The following is a 16,009-nucleotide window of genomic DNA, read 5'->3' as shown; positions in this document are numbered from 1 at the left end:
GTCAAGAAAAGCTCGCTTTGTGTCGAGGTCGAAAAACCACACTCTGATTCTTGATTTCACTCAAGGTTCCCGGCGGGAGCCCCAGGTAGCGTTCCGCGGACCGACTTGGCCTGTTGCGCGTGGCCAGGCTCGGGCAATAAAGAATAACCGCCGAGTCCTCTGGACCCGGCCGCACCATTTTGGAGGACTCCGCGATGAGCCAAGCGAACAGCGCGGCCAGCCATCGTCTCATGCGTCGCTTGATGGCGCTGGGTTTGATGCTGGCAGCAGGCACCGCCTTCGCCGCCCGACCGGCCGGCGAGATAGGCAAAGACTGGGGCGACCCGGCGGGCCAGGAATGTGTCGAGTGTCACTGGACAGAGAATCCAGGCCTGACCCAGGAATGGAACCATAGCCAGCACGGACAGGCCGGGGTCAACTGCCTCGACTGTCATAAAGCCGAAAAAGGCGACAAAGACGCCTTCGAACACAAGAAGCAACTGATCTCGATTATCGTTTCCCCGAAAGACTGCTCGCGCTGTCACCAGACCGAGTTCGAAGAGATGGACGGCTCGCACCATGCGCATGCCGGCCGTATCCTGGCCTCGCTGGATAACCTGCTCGGCGAAGTGGTCGGTGGACCGGCCGCCGTCGTCGTCGGCTGCCGCCAGTGTCATGGCGCGGTCGTCGAGGTCGGCAAAGACGGCAAACCCACGCCGGGCACCTGGCCGAACACCGGTATCGGGCGCAAGAACCCGGACGGCAGCGAAGGCTCCTGCACCGCCTGCCACGGTCGTCACCGCTTCTCGAAGGCCCAGGCCCGTACGCCGGACACCTGCGGCAAGTGCCACGTCGGTCCCGACCATCCGCAGATCGAGGTCTACAACGAGTCCAAGCACGGCATCATCTATCGTGCCAAGGTCGACGAGATGAACCTCGAGTCCGACAAGTGGGTCGCCGGCATCGACTACTCGGCCGCTCCGACCTGCGCCACCTGCCACATGAGCCGTGGCGGCGACCAGCCGAAGACGCACAACGTCGGTGATCGCATCTCCTGGACGCTGCGTCCGCCGATATCGAACAAGATCAACCTGGTCCGCCTAGACAACGGCCAGGAGAAGGACATCCCGGGTGAAAACCCCGAGCTGCCGAAGATCGGTTCGTCGCCCGACTGGGCCGCCGGTGCCAAGGTCGTCGAGGTCCTGACCTGGAAGGACCGCCGCGACAAGATGCAGGAAGTCTGCCTTGCCTGTCATAGCGAAGGCGTTGTGGAAGGCCACTACATCCAGTTCGACAACCTCGTGGAGCTGTACAACGAAAAGTTCGCCAAGCCGATCGCCGCGATCATGGGTGAACTGAAGAAGGCCGGCTACATCACCGGGTCGCCGTTCGACGAGAAGATCGAATGGGTTTGGTGGGAGATCTGGCACCACGAAGGACGCCGCGCACGTCACGGCGCCTCGATGTCCGGTCCGGACTACGCCTGGTGGCACGGCATCTACGATGTCGCCAAGAACACCTATTTTGAGTGGATTCCGGAGCTCAAAGAGGTCGTTCACAAGAAGGACGGCAACGAAAAGTTCGCCGATGCGATGCTCGAAAAGTACTTCAAGCCGATCGACGGCCACAGCTGGTACTTCGAGGGCATGAGCAAGGAGCAGATCGACAAGGTCCGCAAGGGCTTTGAAGAGCGCTACGGAAAAGGCTCGCTGAAGTAATCGGCCAACACCGAGTGGGCGTGTCCGGGTAACCGGGCACGCCTTTTTTGTGGAGTACTCTAAAGATGCGACGTTTGATTTTTCTGTTGAGTGGATGCCTGTACCTGGTGCTGACGGGCGCGGGCCCCGCGCTTGCGCAATCGGCGGCGACCCTCGACGAAGGTGAGCGGCTGGCCGCCGCCGGCGATGTGCAGGGTGCATTGGGTGTCTACGAAACCCTGGTCAAGGAGCAACCGGACTCCCACCAGGCCTTTAACCGTCTCGGCGGCATGCAACTCGCCAGTCAGCACTATGCCGATGCGGTCAAGAGTTTTCAGCAGGCGGTCATGCTGGGCGACCCCAGCGCCGGGGCCTTCATCGGCATGGGCATGGGTTACCTGCACATGGGCGAGTACGGTCCTGCGCGCGCGGCCTTTGTCGAGGCCAAGGCACGCGGTGTGCAGAATCCGGCCGAGGTCGACTCGGTGATCGAGTGGATCGACAGCCGCGAGCCGGGCATGCTCGGCATGCACCAATAACAGAGATCCTTTTTGCGCGGGACCGTTACCGGCTCGCGCAGCGCCCCCACCCGACGCCTTTCCTACCACCGCACCGCCGGGTTTCCCGAGCCCGGCCATCACGAGCGAGTGGGGCCTGCCTGCAACGCACCGACGCAGCTGCCCGACCCCAACCGGTACGCAACCGATCCACCGGTGCTCAGCCGCGCAAAAAATGTTCGCGGTAGTGACGCAACTCGGCAATCGAGTCGCGGATGTCGTCGAGCGCGAGGTGCGACGAATCCTTGTTGAAGCCCTGGTAGACCGTTGGCGCCCATCGCCGCGCCAGCTCCTTCACTGTCGAGACATCGAGATTGCGGTAATGAAAAAATGCCTCGAGGGTCGGCATCAGGCGCGCCATGAATCGCCTGTCCTGACAGATCGAGTTGCCACACATCGGTGACACGCCTTTCGGCACCCACTGCTCAAGGAACGTCAGCGTTCGCTGCTCGGCACCAGCCAGATCGACGCTACTGGTGCGCACCCGCGCGGTCAGCCCCGAACCGCCGTGCTGCCGCGTGTTCCACTCGTCCATCCCTGCCAGAACCGCATCCGGCTGGTGGATAGCGATCACCGGCCCTTCGGCCAACTCGTTCAGCTCGGCATCGGTGACCACGGTGGCGATCTCGATGATCTGGTCAAGCTGTGGATCGAGACCGGTCATCTCGAGATCGATCCAGATCAGATTCGTGTCGGCCACCGGCATCGGCAATCGCTCCCCTGCTGAGCAAAAAACAGCGCCCATTCTAGACGCATCCGTGGACCAAGCGCAGTCGCCGCTTCACCTGCAAAGAAACCCTGCGCCGCGCGCGACAACCCCCCCGGGGCCGGCCGCGGTGACGTATGATCTTCGCCATGAGTACCTTTACCCTGCTTTTTCTGCTTGCGCTGGTCGCGGGTCTCGCGATGCAGCTGTGGCTGGTCGCGCGCCAGTCGGCACATGTGATTGCGCATCAGCGCACAGTCCCGAGGGCCTTCGCGGACCGCATCAGCCTCGCGGAACACCAGAAGGCCGCCAGTTACAGTCTCGCGCGACTCGCGGCCGAACGCTGGGATCTGCTGTTGACCGCGCTGGTCGTGCTCGGGTGGACTCTGGGCGGCGGCCTCGCATGGCTCGACACCAGGATCGCGGACTGGGGTCTTTCGGCCCCGTGGGGCGGCGTCGTGCTGATCATCGCCACGATCCTGATCGGTGGCCTGATCGACCTGCCGCTCTCGATTTGGCGTACCTTCCACATCGAGGAGCGATTCGGATTCAATCGCACCTCTCCGGTCGGCTTCGTCAAGGACAAGCTGCTCGGCGTCGCGCTGCTGTTGGTGCTGGGCACTCCCTTGATCGCTGCAATCCTGTGGCTGATGGACGGTGCCGGTACCTTCTGGTGGCTTTGGGCCTGGCTGGTCTGGATGGCGTTCTCGCTGTTCATCACCTGGGCCTATCCGATCTGGATAGCACCGGTGTTCAATCGTTTCAAGCCGCTCGCCGACGAGGCACTGCGCACCCGCCTCGAGGCGCTGCTGCATCGCTGCGGTTTTCGCAGCAACGGGATGTTCGTGATGGACGGTTCGCGGCGTTCCGCGCACGGCAACGCCTACTTCACCGGCTTTGGAACGAACAAGCGAATCGTATTCTTCGACACCCTGCTCGACGGACTCAGTGCCGACGAGGTGGAGGCGGTGCTGGCGCACGAGTTGGGCCATTTCAAACGTCGTCACGTGGTCAAGATGCTGTCTTTGTCGGCAGCCATGGCGCTGGCCGGACTCGCGTTGCTCGGATGGCTGGTACAGCAACCCTGGTTCTTCGAGGACCTGGGTGTGACGCGCGCTTCGCCGGGGCTGGCGCTGGCGCTTTTCATGCTGGTCCTGCCGGTGTTCACGCTGTTCATCAACCCGCTACTGACCGCGTTGTCCCGGCGTCACGAGTTCGAGGCGGACGACTTCGCCGCCGAGCAGACCGACGCGAGCCATCTGATCAGCGGCCTGGTGAAAATGTACCGCGACAACGCAAGCACGCTGACACCGGATCCGCTGTACTCCGCTTTTTATCACAGTCACCCCCCGGCACCGCTGCGGATCGCGCACCTGTCGGCGAAAATCGGTGCCTGACCTGGTTAGGAGATCTTCCATGAGACATCAGCTTCCGCTCGCGTTTGCCGCCGCCCTGATCAGCGCTACCCTGCCCGCAGCAGCCCGCGCATTCGACGCCTCCGCGTACCACAACGAGCAATGCACACGTTGCCACGACAGCAGCGTCTACACCCGTGAAGACCGCCGCGTCCGGTCGTATCCCGCGCTCGAGGCGCAGGTCGAACGGTGCGACATCAACCTGGCGGCAAAGCTGCCACCCGAACCGCTGGCACAACTGATCGACTACCTGAACACCCGCTACTACAAGTTCGCCAAGTAACGCGTATGGCGCGCCGCAGGCTCAGCAAACAACAGCAGGCGCGCATCGCTCGAATCCAGGAACAACGCCGGCAACGCGCCGACGCGCGCGCCGAGCACGCGCTCGCCGGAACGGATCAGGAACGTCAACACGCGGGACGGGTCGTGGTACGGCATGGCCGCAACCTGACCGTGCGCACCCCATTGGGCGACGAACTGCACGCGATGTTTCGCGCGAACCTCGGCGAGGTCGTGTGCGGCGACAACGTGGTGTGGCAGCCGGTCGGGGACGGCGAGGCCGTGGTGGTCGCAGTTCAGCCGCGGGTGACCGCGTTGACCAGACCCGCACCGGATGGCCAGGAAAAGGCAATCGCCGCGAACATCACGCAACTCGTCGTGGTACTCGCCGCCCGACCGGAACCGACCGGATATCTGCTCGACCAATACCTGGTCGCCGCAGAGCGAATCGGTGTTCGCGGTGTGATCTGCCTGAACAAGGTCGACCTGCTCGACGAGGCCGGACGCGCGGCATTCCACGCGCGCTTCGAACACTACGAACAGCTGGGTTACCCATTGATCGAGATCAGCGCCAAGACAGAACACGGACTGGACCCGCTGCTGGCGCATCTGCGCGGCGAAACCAGCATACTGGTCGGCCAGTCCGGGGTTGGTAAATCGTCGCTGATCAATGCGCTGATACCGCATCGGCGCGCCGAGGAAGGACAGCTCTCCGAAGCGACCGGGCTTGGCAGGCACACCACGTCGGCGGCGACTCTGTATCCGCTGGAACATGGCGGCGACCTGATCGACTCGCCGGGGGTGCGCAGTTTCCGCCTCGGCCCGCTCTCCCGTCAGGAACTCGAACGTGGTTTCCGCGACTTTCTGCCGTTTCTCGGCCAGTGCCGCTTCCACAACTGTGCCCATCTGGCCGAACCCGGATGCGCGATTCGCGCCGCAGTCGAGGCCGGCAAGATCCATCCGTCGAGACTCGAGAGCTACCAGCACATGGCTGCCGCCGTTGCAGAACCGGAGTGAACGGTCGGCGCCATCCGCATAGGCCCGGATGGGTCGAACGCCCCCGACGATTGGCATCAGGCGAGAACCCGGGGCATTGCCAAGGCAGCGCGGCTTGCGTCACCCGGCGTCATGGCTAGTCGGCCGCGGTCGACGCCGGATTTGAGTCGGAAAGACGCCATCCATCGACCGAGTCTCCAAGCCGATGCTCGCCGTCGAACGGCAGCGTGCATGCGATCCGAAAGCGACCTTCCCGCTACGTTGTTCCTGGTTCTGATCCGCCCGGAGCAGGCATCCACTCGCAGCTGACGACGCATGAGTCCGACCGCACAACCCCTTTCCGTCAGACTTCTTTACATCCCGACACCGCAATACAAACCTTACATTTCGCAAGCCTATGATTCGCGCAGACAATTTTTCAGTGGCTTACGTTATGCATAGAGATCTCGTCGAGAACACGAGAGATCTTCAATGCCCATCGGCCTTCGTACAACGTGCGTCGGTTCATTGTCTGACGATCGGGTTGCGATCCAGGCCGCGTCATTCCCTGCCGTCGTGCCGGGCCATCCACGTGCCCTCTCTTGTGTCCCCAATGCGCTCTCCTTTGGAGGTGCCGCAGACTGCACATGTACCGGTTCCAGGTCTTTCGAATCTTCCCGTGACCCTCACTGGGTTCACGTGTTTAAGAACATCCTTCCAAGGAGGATTGCACAATGACATCCGCTGCATCTTTCGTTGAACGTGCCGCAGTCGTACTCGGTGCCTGCCTGCTTACGACGTCTGCGCTGGCTGCCTATTCGACACCGGTGCGTGATGTCGAGAACCCCGCGCGCACGCCGGTAGCGGACTCCGGCACCACGACCGTTGACCCCGGCTTCGTCGGCGTTTTCGGCACGCCCATCGCCGAGGTACCGGAGAACACCCGTCTGGTCGTGGAGTATGTCTCGGTATCCTGCACCACAAACGCAGGCAACCCCGTCGTGGTTACATCACTCGGCATCGTCGAGGCGGTGGCAACCGGCACCATTACCCGCAACTTCCAGATACCGATTCAATACCAGGGCACCGGCGCGTTCGGAGCCGTCTATGTCGGTGCGCTGGCCACGCGACTGTATGCCGACCGTGGCTTGAGCGGCGTCGGCGTCATCAGTGCAGTGCAGAGGGCGAACGGAACCGGTACGACGAGTTGTACATTCTCGGTCAGCGGTCACACCGTCAACATCTGAGCCGCCCAAGGCCGCTCGCCGAGTCGCGCCAGACACCGCGGCGTCCTTTGGGAGCAAAGGAGAATCACATGAACGCACCGGCCCGTATCCGATCCTTGCAGCGCTCTGGACGATTGGCGCGGACCGCGCTCGTCTCGACCATGGCTGTGTTCCACTGGGGAGACGTGACTGCAGCGCAAGCTGTCGAGGAAATAGTCGTGCCCTATGTTCAAGGCCCGCTGCCGGCCGAAGCCCTGTCGCCGCCGGAAGGAACCCTGGTGATGCTCCAGTTCAACCCGAACGGTCTTTCCGGCGAGCCTTCCGCGGTAACCGCCGCGGAGAAGTCCGAAGCTGTCGAACCCGACACGATCGTGTTGACACTGCCCCAAGATGCTTCGGTGCCGGACGCCTTGGCGCGGGTCGACGAAGGCGTGATCGTCAAGCTGCGGCAGAGTGGCGCTCAAGCCGCTCCAGGCTCCGCCGGCGAAATCCCTGTCCGGGCAAAGGCGGTGGACGAGCCGGTGATCGTGCAGTTGGTCGAAGGCATGCCCCTGCCCGACCATGTCTGGGACCGGGCCGACGAATCGGTCGTCAATGTCCGGTTGGTCCCGCAAAGCGCGCTGCGGGAGATGGCACGCACAACCGCTCAGCTCGCAGCGACAGGCGCGGCCTACGATCGCTCCGTGACATGGGCCGAAGGTGCGATATATGCGGGCGGGCAGTGGCCCGAGGACGGTGGCACCGTCGCGGTTCGCGAGCCGGTCGCCGGCGATGCACTTCCGGCTATGGAGGTTGCGCCTGTCGACGATCGGACCGCCGCCTACAGTACGATCGAGGTGCCTTATTCGGCTGCCGGCGGGTTGCCGGCACTGGCATTGGATCCCGGGGCCGACACGATCGTCAAACTGCGAGTCGTTGAGCGCAACAGGGGCCGGTAGCGACCATCGGATTGCCTCGATTTCCGTCCTTTTGCGTGGTCGGGCCGTGCGCGCGACCACCCAATGGGGTTGGAGCCTGGTCCCCGCGAAAAGCGGCGTCTCCAAGCGATGTGATCTTATGGGAACCTGCGCTATCCGTCTGGCTCAGCCGTAAAACGTCGTGCTTCTTCGATTGCATCGAAACGGTGGCACTGATGGGGTGATACCCCCTGGCTGTTGAACGCATCGATCAGTGCATGAACGACCGGATGGTCGCCCACGAAAGCGATCCTCACACCCGGGTTGCGCAGCAGGGCCACGCTGGCACGCACGGCCATGAATTCGACGTCGTCCTGCGACAGGGTGATTTCTGTGGCGGCCGAAAAATCGTGAATGATGTACCGCAGCCGGTCCACTCGTTCATCCGCTTGCAGCGCAACCGCAGTCGTGTCCAGTTCCTCTGCGGTGACAACACCCGACATCCGACGAAGTACGCCGGCATCCTCCCAGATCAGTTCCACCATGCCCAAGCCATCATCGGTAATCCGTACTGCAACCGGACGTAACAAGATTGCGAACAACGAAACGCTACGAGTGGCGGCAGCACCCTTCGTGGCGCCTTCGTCAGCGAGCAGTGTACTCTGCACTTTGCATCGTGATCACACCCGCGAACGCCGCTCGACCGACGTGTTATCGGCGGTGATCTGACGATCCGCAGACCGCCCCACCACTCGTCGCGGCACGATGATCATTTTTCTATTTTGTCGCAATTCACGGCGAATGGCGTCACCAATTCGCAAAAAGATTCGAAGTCGTGATACCGACCTGATCCTGCGCAGGCCTTTTGGTTGACCCGCTTTCGCCAGGCGCCGCCAGGGCGCACATTGTTGATGAAAGGAATGTAGTTCGAAAGGAGGCTCCAGATGAAAACTCGATTCTTGAAATACATCTTCCTCGTCGTGACATCGGCGCTGCTCGCCATGCCGGCGATCGCCTATGACCAGGGACGCGCCGATCAATATGCGCAGATGTTCGCGCAGGTGCAGGGCGCGAAGGCCGGCAAGGCACTGCACCTGATCAATCCAGACCAGTTCGTCGAGGCGGTGAGGCGCGGCCAACCCTATGTCACGCTCGACATCCGCACCCCGGAAGAGACCCAGTTCTTCACCGGCAACCTGCCTGGGCACCTGGCCATTCCGCTTGCCCAGCTGTTCGATCATGAGCAGCTCGCGAAACTGCCGACCGACCGGCCGATCGTCGTGATGTGCCTCTCGGGCACCCGCGCGACAGCCGCAGCAACGGCACTGCGCAGTATCGGTTTCGAGGACACCTACGTGCTGAAAGGCGGCTTCAAGGGACTGGTCGGATACCTGGGTCCTAAAGAGGCCAACAAACCGCTGGGGCCGGCCACCGCCGCCCGTTGATCTGACCCACGACAAGCGGCCGACCTCGGTCGGCCGCATCGCGTTCGCCGGGCCGATGCCGTTGCAACGCCGCGATACGACTGCGATAGACTGTCGGCCGAAACCGCGATGAGCGTTGACCCCTAAAGAGAGCCCATGAACTACTGGCTGATGAAGTCCGAACCCGATGTGTTCGGGATCGATCATCTCAAGGCGCGCCCCAAAAAGACCGAACCCTGGGACGGCGTGCGCAACTACCAGGCGCGCAACATGATGCGCGACGAGATGAAGAAGGGCGACCTCGCGTTCTTCTACCACTCCAATTGCGACGAACCGGGGATCGTCGGGATCGTCGAGATCGCCCGCGAGGGCTACCCCGACCCCACCGCATTCGATCCGGACGCCAAGTATTACGATCCGAAGAGCGATCCTGCCGCGCCGCGTTGGTTCATGGTCGACGTCCGGTACAAACGCCGCCTGAAACGCGTCGTTTCGCTGCGCGAACTCAAGCAGCTGGACGACCCGAGACTGGCGGACCTGCCGCTGCTGCGCAAGGGCAACCGCCTGTCGGTCATGCCGGTGGGCAAGGCGCACTGGGACCTGATCCTGGAACTGGAACAGATCCGCCCGTGAGCTACGAAACCCTGGTCGACACCGACGAACTCGCCCGCCACCTGGACGATCCGCAATGGCGTCTGTTCGACTGTCGCTTCGATCTCGCGGACACCGGCCGCGGCGCCCGCGACTATCGGGCTGCACACATCCCTGGCGCCTTTTACGCCCATCTCGACCACGACCTGTCGAGCCCGATCACAGCGCAATCCGGACGTCATCCGCTGCCCGATCTGCAGGCGCTGTGCGACTGGCTCGGCCGGCACGGTATCGATGACGGTGTCCAGGTGGTTGCCTACGACGACAGTGGCGGCACCATGGCGGTGCGCCTGTGGTGGCTGCTGCGCTGGCTCGGACATCCGGCCGTAGCGGTACTGGACGGCGGCTGGCCGGCGTGGCAGGCGGCCGGCCTCGCATGTGACAGCGAACCACCCGCGTCGCCGACAGCGCGCACCCTGCCCTGCAATCCGGATTGGCATCAGGTGGTCGACAGCGATGCGCTGCTGGGCCAGCTGCAGCGCGACGGACACGAACTGCTGTTGCTCGACGTCCGCACCCGCGAGCGGTTCGCCGGCGAGGCCGAACCGATCGATCCGGTCGCCGGCCACATCCCCGGAGCGATCAACCTGCCCCTTCAGCGCAACATCGGCAGCGACGGTCGCTTCCTGGCACCGTCCGCATTGCGCGCTTTGTACGACGCCGCGCTCGGCGGGCATCCGTCCGAAGCGGTGGTGGCGATGTGCGGCTCCGGGGTCACCGCCTGCCACAGCCTGCTGGCGATGGAGATTGCCGGATTGCGTGGCGGCCGCCTGTACGCGGGTTCATGGAGCGAATGGATACGCGACCCGGCGCGCCCCATCGCGACCGGGGTCTGAAAAGCGCCCCGCGGCGAGGCGACGCTGTCGGCGGACGGGCTCATTCGCCCAGGCGCAGACGCATCGCGACCGCCTGGGCCGCGGTCCCGGTCTCGTAGATCACGATCAAGTCGACATCCCCGGGACCGCTGTCGACGACCGCGAGACCCTCGGCCTTCGCTCCACCCGGCGTGCTGATCTCGGCCAGCCGACGCGCCGGTCTTGGCGTGCGTCCCTTGCCGGGGATCTGGTCACTGCCATCCCACCACCAGAGGCAGAACGGTCCGGCGGCATCATTGACCGGTCCGGACAGAATCAGGAAACCCTCATCGAGCGCGCAGATGTCGCGGATGCCCTGACCGTCCAGGCGCACGTAGCGCAACGCGTAGTCCTTCGGTCGGTCGAACCGCAGGCTCATCACCGGTACATAGTTGTCGCGCAAAACCGGCCCACGGAATCCCAGGTGCAACAGCCCGCGACTGAATGCGACCCCCTCGATATCGACACCGTTCTCCTTGCCCGGGAGCTTGCTGAACGGTCCCAACAGCGGATCTTTGCGCAGGCGCTTGCGCAGGTCGATGCGCTGCACCGGTCCGAGGTCGCCGGTGCCTGTGTCGAACGGGATCCGGTACAGTCGGCAACGCGCGTCCTGTTCTTCGACCTGCAACAGGCGCTCGCGGTTGCGGCGCACGCTGAGTTCCGGCTTGAGCCGCCGGCGTCGCAGTGAATGCGATCCGACGACGTACAGATGCCCGTCACCGAAGGTGATCGCCTCGATGTCCGCCTCCTGGTCCTGTTTGGCGAGCGCGACGCGCTGTGCGAGTGCCCATGCAGTGCCGTTCTGACGGCGCAGGATCTGCAGCTGATGTCCTTCGTCGGCACCGAGCGCGAGGAAGTCGCCGGCCAGCGCGACACCGCTGAGCTCCATCGCGGCATCCACTTCGCCCTGCAGGACCAGCGGACGCACATCCGATATCCGCTCCGAGACAGCGTTCGGCAGAGTCTGTTCAGTCAACGTATTGCGCCCCTCTCAGCAGCGACTCATCGAACACCGACGGCAAGCCGGTCAGACACTCCAACGCGGCCGCGATCGGCAGGCGGAGACGCAGGCAGCCGGTTGCCTCCGGGTAGACCAGCTCCAGCGTGACGGTGTCCGGGGCGTCCGCCAGATAACACTGCAGAATCACGTCATTCTGGTCGATCACACCGAAGAAGTTGTCAGGGGCGATCAGCACCTGTCCGGCCATCGGCGCGATCCGCTCGAGCGGCAGCCATTCCGGTCGACTCGAGGGCACCGCGCGGTCGTTCGCGTAATCCCGGTAGAACACCCGCATCTGCCGGTTTTGCACAGCGGGATTCATGCGCGTCGCCAGGTCGTCCCACCGGGTGCGTCTTCCAACACGATCCCGGCCGCCTTCAACTGGTCGCGGATCGCATCGGCCTCGGACCAGTTCTTGTCTTTTTTGGCCGCAGTGCGCTTGGCAATCAACGCTTCTATGTGTTCTTCGGTGAGCCCAACATGTCCGGCGAATGATGCGACGTCACTTCCCACTTCCGTCGCTTGCAATTGACCGGTTACGCGCACGTTTCCAGTGATCGCGGCCACATCGCTCCCGTTTTCCCGCGCATGCAAATGGCCAGTCACACGCGGAGGTCCCGATTTCAAAACCGTCTCCGGATCATCCTGCAGCAGGCCGAGCACAGCACCGAGCCGACGCAGCAGGGACGCGAGCGCCGCGGCGCGCGCCGGCTCCTCGGCCCGCGCCCGGTTCAGCTCGCGCGCCAGTTCAAACAGCGCGGCGAGCGCCTCGGGGGTGTTGAAGTCATCCTGCATCGCCGCGTGGAAACGCGCCTCGAGCGCCTCGTCGACCGCCGGCTCCGCATCCGGCAGACCCCGCAGCGCCGTGTACAGGCGCGTCAGCGCGGCGCGCGCGTTGTCCAGCTGCTCGTCGCCGAAGTTCAGCGGGCTGCGGTACTGGCTGGTCAGAATGAAGTAACGTATCTCCTCGGCCCGGTAGCGCGCCAGGATCTCGCGCACGGTGAAGAAGTTGTTCAGGGATTTCGACATCTTCTCGTCGTTGATGCGCACGAAGCCGTTGTGCATCCAGTAGCGGACGAACGGATGACCGGTCGCACCCTCGGACTGGGCGATCTCGTTCTCGTGGTGCGGAAAAGTCAGGTCGGCGCCGCCGCCATGAATGTCGAAGGTGTCACCGAGCGCCTTGGTCGACATCGCCGAGCACTCGATGTGCCAACCCGGCCGCCCCGGGCCCCACGGCGACTCCCAGGCGGGTTCGCCGGGCTTGGCCGCCTTCCACAGCGCGAAGTCCAGCGGATTGCGCTTGGCCTCGCCGGGCTCGACACGCGCCCCGGCCTGCAGGTCGGCGAGCGATTTGCCCGACAGCCGACCGTACCCGGGGAAGCTGTTGACGTCGTAGTAGACGTCACCGTTGTCGGCGACATAGGCATGCCTGCGCTCGATCAGGCGTTCGATCATGTCGATGATGTCGGGCAGGTGCTCGGTCGCACGTGGCTCCTGGTCCGGCGGCAGCACGCCCAGCGCCGCGGCGTCCTCGTGCATCGCCCGGATGAAACGCTCGGTCAGCGCCTGGAACGGTTCGCCGCGCTCGTTCGCCCGGTTGATGATCTTGTCGTCTATGTCGGTGATGTTGCGTACGTAGGTCACGTCGTAACCCAGCAGGCGCAGGTAGCGCGCGACCACGTCAAACACCACCATGACGCGCGCATGCCCGAGGTGGCACAGGTCGTAGACCGTCATGCCGCAGACATACATGTTCACGCGGCCCGGGTGCAGCGGCTCGAAGGGCTCTTTGGTGCGGGTCAGGTCGTTGTACAGGTTCAGCATCGGGATCCGGAGGGTGCAGCGGTGAAGCGGTTGATCGAGGGTGAATACTAACTGAAACGGTCGCTTTGCCCGAGTACCGGGGGCACGGCCGGCCGCCCCCACCCACGCCCCGGGGTTTTGTCGCCCCGCCGAGGTCGCTACACTAGCGACCCCTTTCATCCATCCAATGGGTCGAACGAATGAAATCCCGGATCCCACTGCTGGTCAGCGCGCTGTTGCTGGCCACTGCACTGCAGGTGAATGCCGAAAACGCGCGTGTCCTGATGAAGACCAGTAAAGGCGATATCACCCTGGAACTGGATGCCGAAAAGGCCCCCAAGACGGTCGAGAACTTCCTCACCTATGTCGACGATGGCTTCTACGACGGCACCATCTTCCACCGCGTCATCAGCGGATTCATGATCCAGGGCGGCGGCATGCTGCCGGACATGGAGAAGAAACCGACCCGCGAACCAGTCGAAAACGAGGCGAAGAACGGGCTGAAGAACGCACGCGGCAGCATCGCGATGGCGCGCACCAATGCGCCGCACTCGGCGACCGCCCAGTTCTTCATCAATCACAAGGACAACACCAACCTCGACTATCCGAGCTTCGACGGATGGGGCTACGCAGTGTTCGGCAAGGTCGTCGACGGCATGGACGTGGTCGATGCGATCGCGGACGTCCCGACCGGCACCCGCGCCGGGCATCGCGACGTGCCGAAGGAGACCGTGACGATCGAATCGGTCACCCGCCTGCCCTGACATCACCCAAGCCGCAACCACCGAATCCATCGACCAGGAGCACTCATGATCACCTTGAAGACCAGCATGGGCGACATCGTCATCGAACTCGACCACGACAAGGCCCCCAAGACCTGCGCCAACTTCGAGCAATACGTGCGCGACGGCCATTTCGACGGCACCATCTTCCACCGGGTGATCAACAATTTCATGATCCAGGGTGGCGGCTTCCTGCCCGACATGACGCAGAAGCCAACCCGCGACCCGATCGAGAACGAGGCCAAGAACGGGCTGAGCAACGTTACCGGCAGCATCGCGATGGCGCGCACCATGCAGCCGCATTCGGCCACCGCGCAGTTCTTCATCAACGTGAAAGACAACGGCTTCCTGGACCACCCGGGACAGGACGGCTGGGGCTACTGCGTGTTCGGCAAGGTCACTGACGGCATGGACGTGGTGAACAAGATCAAGGCCGTCGAGACGACCAATCGCGCCGGTCATTCCGACGTGCCGACCGAGCCTGTCGTGATCGAGAAAGCCGAGATCGGCGACTGACGACACGCCGCCCGCAATCTGTCCGCCAGCCCCGCCACACAGGCGCCTGGCGGTTCTCCTCCGTGGACGGTACGGCCTGGCCGATGTCGTCCGGTGACACAGGGACGCGGCCAGAAGGTCCGATACTCGTACCCGGGCCGAGGGGCGTACCAAGCGGCAGCCGCAGCCGCTGCACACCGTCATTCGTCTCGTTTGGCAATTAAGGCCGCCGGGTAGCGGACTATGAAGATCACCTACTCAGGCATCGTTTCCGCGCTGGGCGCGGCCATCGCGATCTTGGTCGTCGCAGCGCACGTCATGCTGCTGGTCTCCGGTGCCGATCTGCAGGGCAGCGGCAGTTTCGCCAACAGGGTCATCACACTAGGGTGTCGTTTCGATGCCTTTGCGCTGCCTCTTTTGGCGCTGGCGATCGTCTTGCAGGGTGCGGCGATGTACTTGGCGATCCGCGAGACGTCGATCCGGCAGCCCGGGTTGTCTTTCGGGCAGCGGCTGGTCCAGGCGCTCTTCGGAAAGCCGCGCGTCAACACCGTGCAGCGAAATCTGATGGCGACCGGCAGCCTGGTGCTGGTGATCTTCTTCGTCGGCCAACTGAGCTTCCTGGTGGGCCGTTGTGAATGAGCGGTTCTCAATCCGACGGTCGTCGACTGGCTACCAGGTCGTTGTGAGCCAGGACCGGGACGTCGAATACCAGGGCCGCTCGCGACCGTACGAGATCGTGCGACGCATCGACCTTGATCGGACCCGGAGCATCCATCAGGCATGAACAGGGCGATTTCAGCGGCATTTTTACTGGTTTCGAGCGCCTGCGTCGCCGAGACGGGTTTCGTGGAAGAGGCGCTGATCGGCCATTACATCCTGGTCGGCAAGGCAGTCGATTCCGACCACACCTATGTCGGCAAGGTCGAGGTCTTCGCCACGGATGGCGGCCTGGCCGTGACCCGGACAATCAATGGCACGGCGGCCGAGGGTACCGCGGCCGTTGAAACCGCGCTGAATGGCGACGCCGAGGTACTGCGCATCCGGTTTGCCGAGGCCGGCGTGCCCTTCGAGGAAACCTGTCTGTTCAGAGCGGATCTGGACAACCACGCGAGGATCAGCTGTTACCTGTATCGACCCGGCGTACGGACAGAAAACCCGGGCCTGGAGGTATTTTTCCACGACCGCACCGCCGAGTGAGCTGTCGACCGGTCAGACCGGTGCAGCGCCTGCGCAGCCAGCCGACGCGGTTGCATCGATTCCCTCGACG

Annotated in this window: 19 protein-coding genes; 14 read left to right on the top strand and 5 right to left on the bottom strand. The window is 63.6% G+C overall.

Annotated elements, in window-relative coordinates:
- Positions 1-230 precede the first annotated feature (230 nt).
- Both H6955_09830 and H6955_09825 read left to right on the top strand, forming a co-directional pair.
- Positions 231-1,697, top strand: coding sequence for a cytochrome C552 (locus H6955_09830; GenBank protein ID MCP5313847.1), 1,467 nt, complete (start codon positions 231-233; stop codon positions 1,695-1,697).
- Between the two features lie 65 nt (positions 1,698-1,762).
- Positions 1,763-2,215: a tetratricopeptide repeat protein gene (locus H6955_09825; protein MCP5313846.1), complete on the top strand. Its 453-nt coding sequence runs from the start codon at positions 1,763-1,765 to the stop codon at positions 2,213-2,215.
- A 178-nt stretch (positions 2,216-2,393) separates the two neighbouring features.
- Here H6955_09825 and orn read toward each other — a convergent pair whose 3' ends face one another.
- The gene (gene orn, locus H6955_09820; GenBank protein MCP5313845.1) at positions 2,394-2,939 is read right to left on the bottom strand and encodes an oligoribonuclease; all 546 of its coding nucleotides are present in this window, start codon (positions 2,937-2,939) and stop codon (positions 2,394-2,396) included.
- A gap of 149 nt (positions 2,940-3,088) precedes the next feature.
- Here orn and H6955_09815 point away from each other — a divergent pair, with 149 nt between their 5' ends.
- The 5 genes from H6955_09815 (at position 3,089) to H6955_09795 (ending at position 7,772) form a co-directional block, all read left to right on the top strand.
- On the top strand, positions 3,089-4,336 hold the full coding sequence (locus tag H6955_09815) for a M48 family metallopeptidase (protein ID MCP5313844.1): 1,248 nt from the start codon (positions 3,089-3,091) through the stop codon (positions 4,334-4,336).
- A 19-nt stretch (positions 4,337-4,355) separates the two neighbouring features.
- A complete protein-coding gene (locus tag H6955_09810) occupies positions 4,356-4,637 on the top strand; it encodes a cytochrome c (GenBank protein ID MCP5313843.1) in 282 nt (93 codons plus the stop codon).
- Between the two features lie 5 nt (positions 4,638-4,642).
- Positions 4,643-5,650: a small ribosomal subunit biogenesis GTPase RsgA gene (gene rsgA, locus H6955_09805; protein MCP5313842.1), complete on the top strand. Its 1,008-nt coding sequence runs from the start codon at positions 4,643-4,645 to the stop codon at positions 5,648-5,650.
- A 692-nt stretch (positions 5,651-6,342) separates the two neighbouring features.
- Entirely contained in the window at positions 6,343-6,855 is a 513-nt protein-coding gene (locus H6955_09800) for a hypothetical protein (protein ID MCP5313841.1), read from the top strand.
- A 113-nt stretch (positions 6,856-6,968) separates the two neighbouring features.
- Positions 6,969-7,772 carry a hypothetical protein gene (locus H6955_09795; GenBank protein ID MCP5313840.1) on the top strand — a complete coding sequence of 268 codons (804 nt, stop codon included), beginning with the start codon at positions 6,969-6,971 and terminating at the stop codon, positions 7,770-7,772.
- Between the two features lie 131 nt (positions 7,773-7,903).
- Here H6955_09795 and H6955_09790 read toward each other — a convergent pair whose 3' ends face one another.
- Positions 7,904-8,275 (bottom strand): hypothetical protein, encoded by a 372-nt coding sequence (locus H6955_09790; protein ID MCP5313839.1) that lies wholly within the window; start codon positions 8,273-8,275, stop codon positions 7,904-7,906.
- A 399-nt stretch (positions 8,276-8,674) separates the two neighbouring features.
- On the opposite strand from H6955_09790, the gene H6955_09785 reads away from it, so the two are divergent.
- The 3 genes from H6955_09785 (at position 8,675) to H6955_09775 (ending at position 10,641) form a co-directional block, all read left to right on the top strand.
- Complete coding sequence (locus H6955_09785; GenBank protein MCP5313838.1) at positions 8,675-9,175, top strand: rhodanese-like domain-containing protein; 501 nt, start codon at positions 8,675-8,677, stop codon at positions 9,173-9,175.
- Between the two features lie 135 nt (positions 9,176-9,310).
- The gene (locus tag H6955_09780) at positions 9,311-9,787 is read left to right on the top strand and encodes an EVE domain-containing protein (GenBank protein MCP5313837.1); all 477 of its coding nucleotides are present in this window, start codon (positions 9,311-9,313) and stop codon (positions 9,785-9,787) included.
- Complete coding sequence (locus H6955_09775; protein MCP5313836.1) at positions 9,784-10,641, top strand: sulfurtransferase; 858 nt, start codon at positions 9,784-9,786, stop codon at positions 10,639-10,641. Before H6955_09780 ends, H6955_09775 begins: the two co-directional genes overlap by 4 nt.
- Before the next feature lie 40 nt (positions 10,642-10,681).
- Here the strand turns inward: H6955_09775 and H6955_09770 are convergent, their stop codons facing one another.
- From H6955_09770 to H6955_09760, 3 genes are read right to left on the bottom strand one after another with little or no spacing between them, the layout of a single operon-like run.
- The gene (locus tag H6955_09770) at positions 10,682-11,635 is read right to left on the bottom strand and encodes a DUF3616 domain-containing protein (protein ID MCP5313835.1); all 954 of its coding nucleotides are present in this window, start codon (positions 11,633-11,635) and stop codon (positions 10,682-10,684) included.
- Positions 11,628-11,981: a hypothetical protein gene (locus H6955_09765; GenBank protein ID MCP5313834.1), complete on the bottom strand. Its 354-nt coding sequence runs from the start codon at positions 11,979-11,981 to the stop codon at positions 11,628-11,630. The genes H6955_09770 and H6955_09765 overlap by 8 nt, the downstream gene beginning before the upstream one ends.
- Positions 11,978-13,486 (bottom strand): cysteine--tRNA ligase, encoded by a 1,509-nt coding sequence (locus H6955_09760; protein ID MCP5313833.1) that lies wholly within the window; start codon positions 13,484-13,486, stop codon positions 11,978-11,980. The genes H6955_09765 and H6955_09760 overlap by 4 nt, the downstream gene beginning before the upstream one ends.
- Positions 13,487-13,665: 179 nt before the next feature.
- Between H6955_09760 and H6955_09755 the strand changes: the two genes are divergently transcribed.
- From H6955_09755 to H6955_09740, 4 genes are all read left to right on the top strand, one after another.
- On the top strand, positions 13,666-14,229 hold the full coding sequence (locus H6955_09755; GenBank protein ID MCP5313832.1) for a peptidyl-prolyl cis-trans isomerase: 564 nt from the start codon (positions 13,666-13,668) through the stop codon (positions 14,227-14,229).
- Between the two features lie 45 nt (positions 14,230-14,274).
- Positions 14,275-14,763 carry a peptidyl-prolyl cis-trans isomerase gene (locus H6955_09750; protein MCP5313831.1) on the top strand — a complete coding sequence of 163 codons (489 nt, stop codon included), beginning with the start codon at positions 14,275-14,277 and terminating at the stop codon, positions 14,761-14,763.
- 222 nt (positions 14,764-14,985) lie between these two features.
- Positions 14,986-15,381: a hypothetical protein gene (locus tag H6955_09745; GenBank protein MCP5313830.1), complete on the top strand. Its 396-nt coding sequence runs from the start codon at positions 14,986-14,988 to the stop codon at positions 15,379-15,381.
- A 141-nt stretch (positions 15,382-15,522) separates the two neighbouring features.
- Positions 15,523-15,939, top strand: coding sequence for a hypothetical protein (locus H6955_09740; protein MCP5313829.1), 417 nt, complete (start codon positions 15,523-15,525; stop codon positions 15,937-15,939).
- The last annotated feature ends 70 nt before the right edge of the window (positions 15,940-16,009 follow it).

The organism is Chromatiaceae bacterium (genome assembly GCA_024235395.1).
In the GTDB taxonomy this organism is placed as follows: Bacteria; Pseudomonadota; Gammaproteobacteria; order Chromatiales; family Chromatiaceae; genus Thiosocius.
This window is presented reverse-complemented; position numbering and strand designations above follow the sequence as displayed.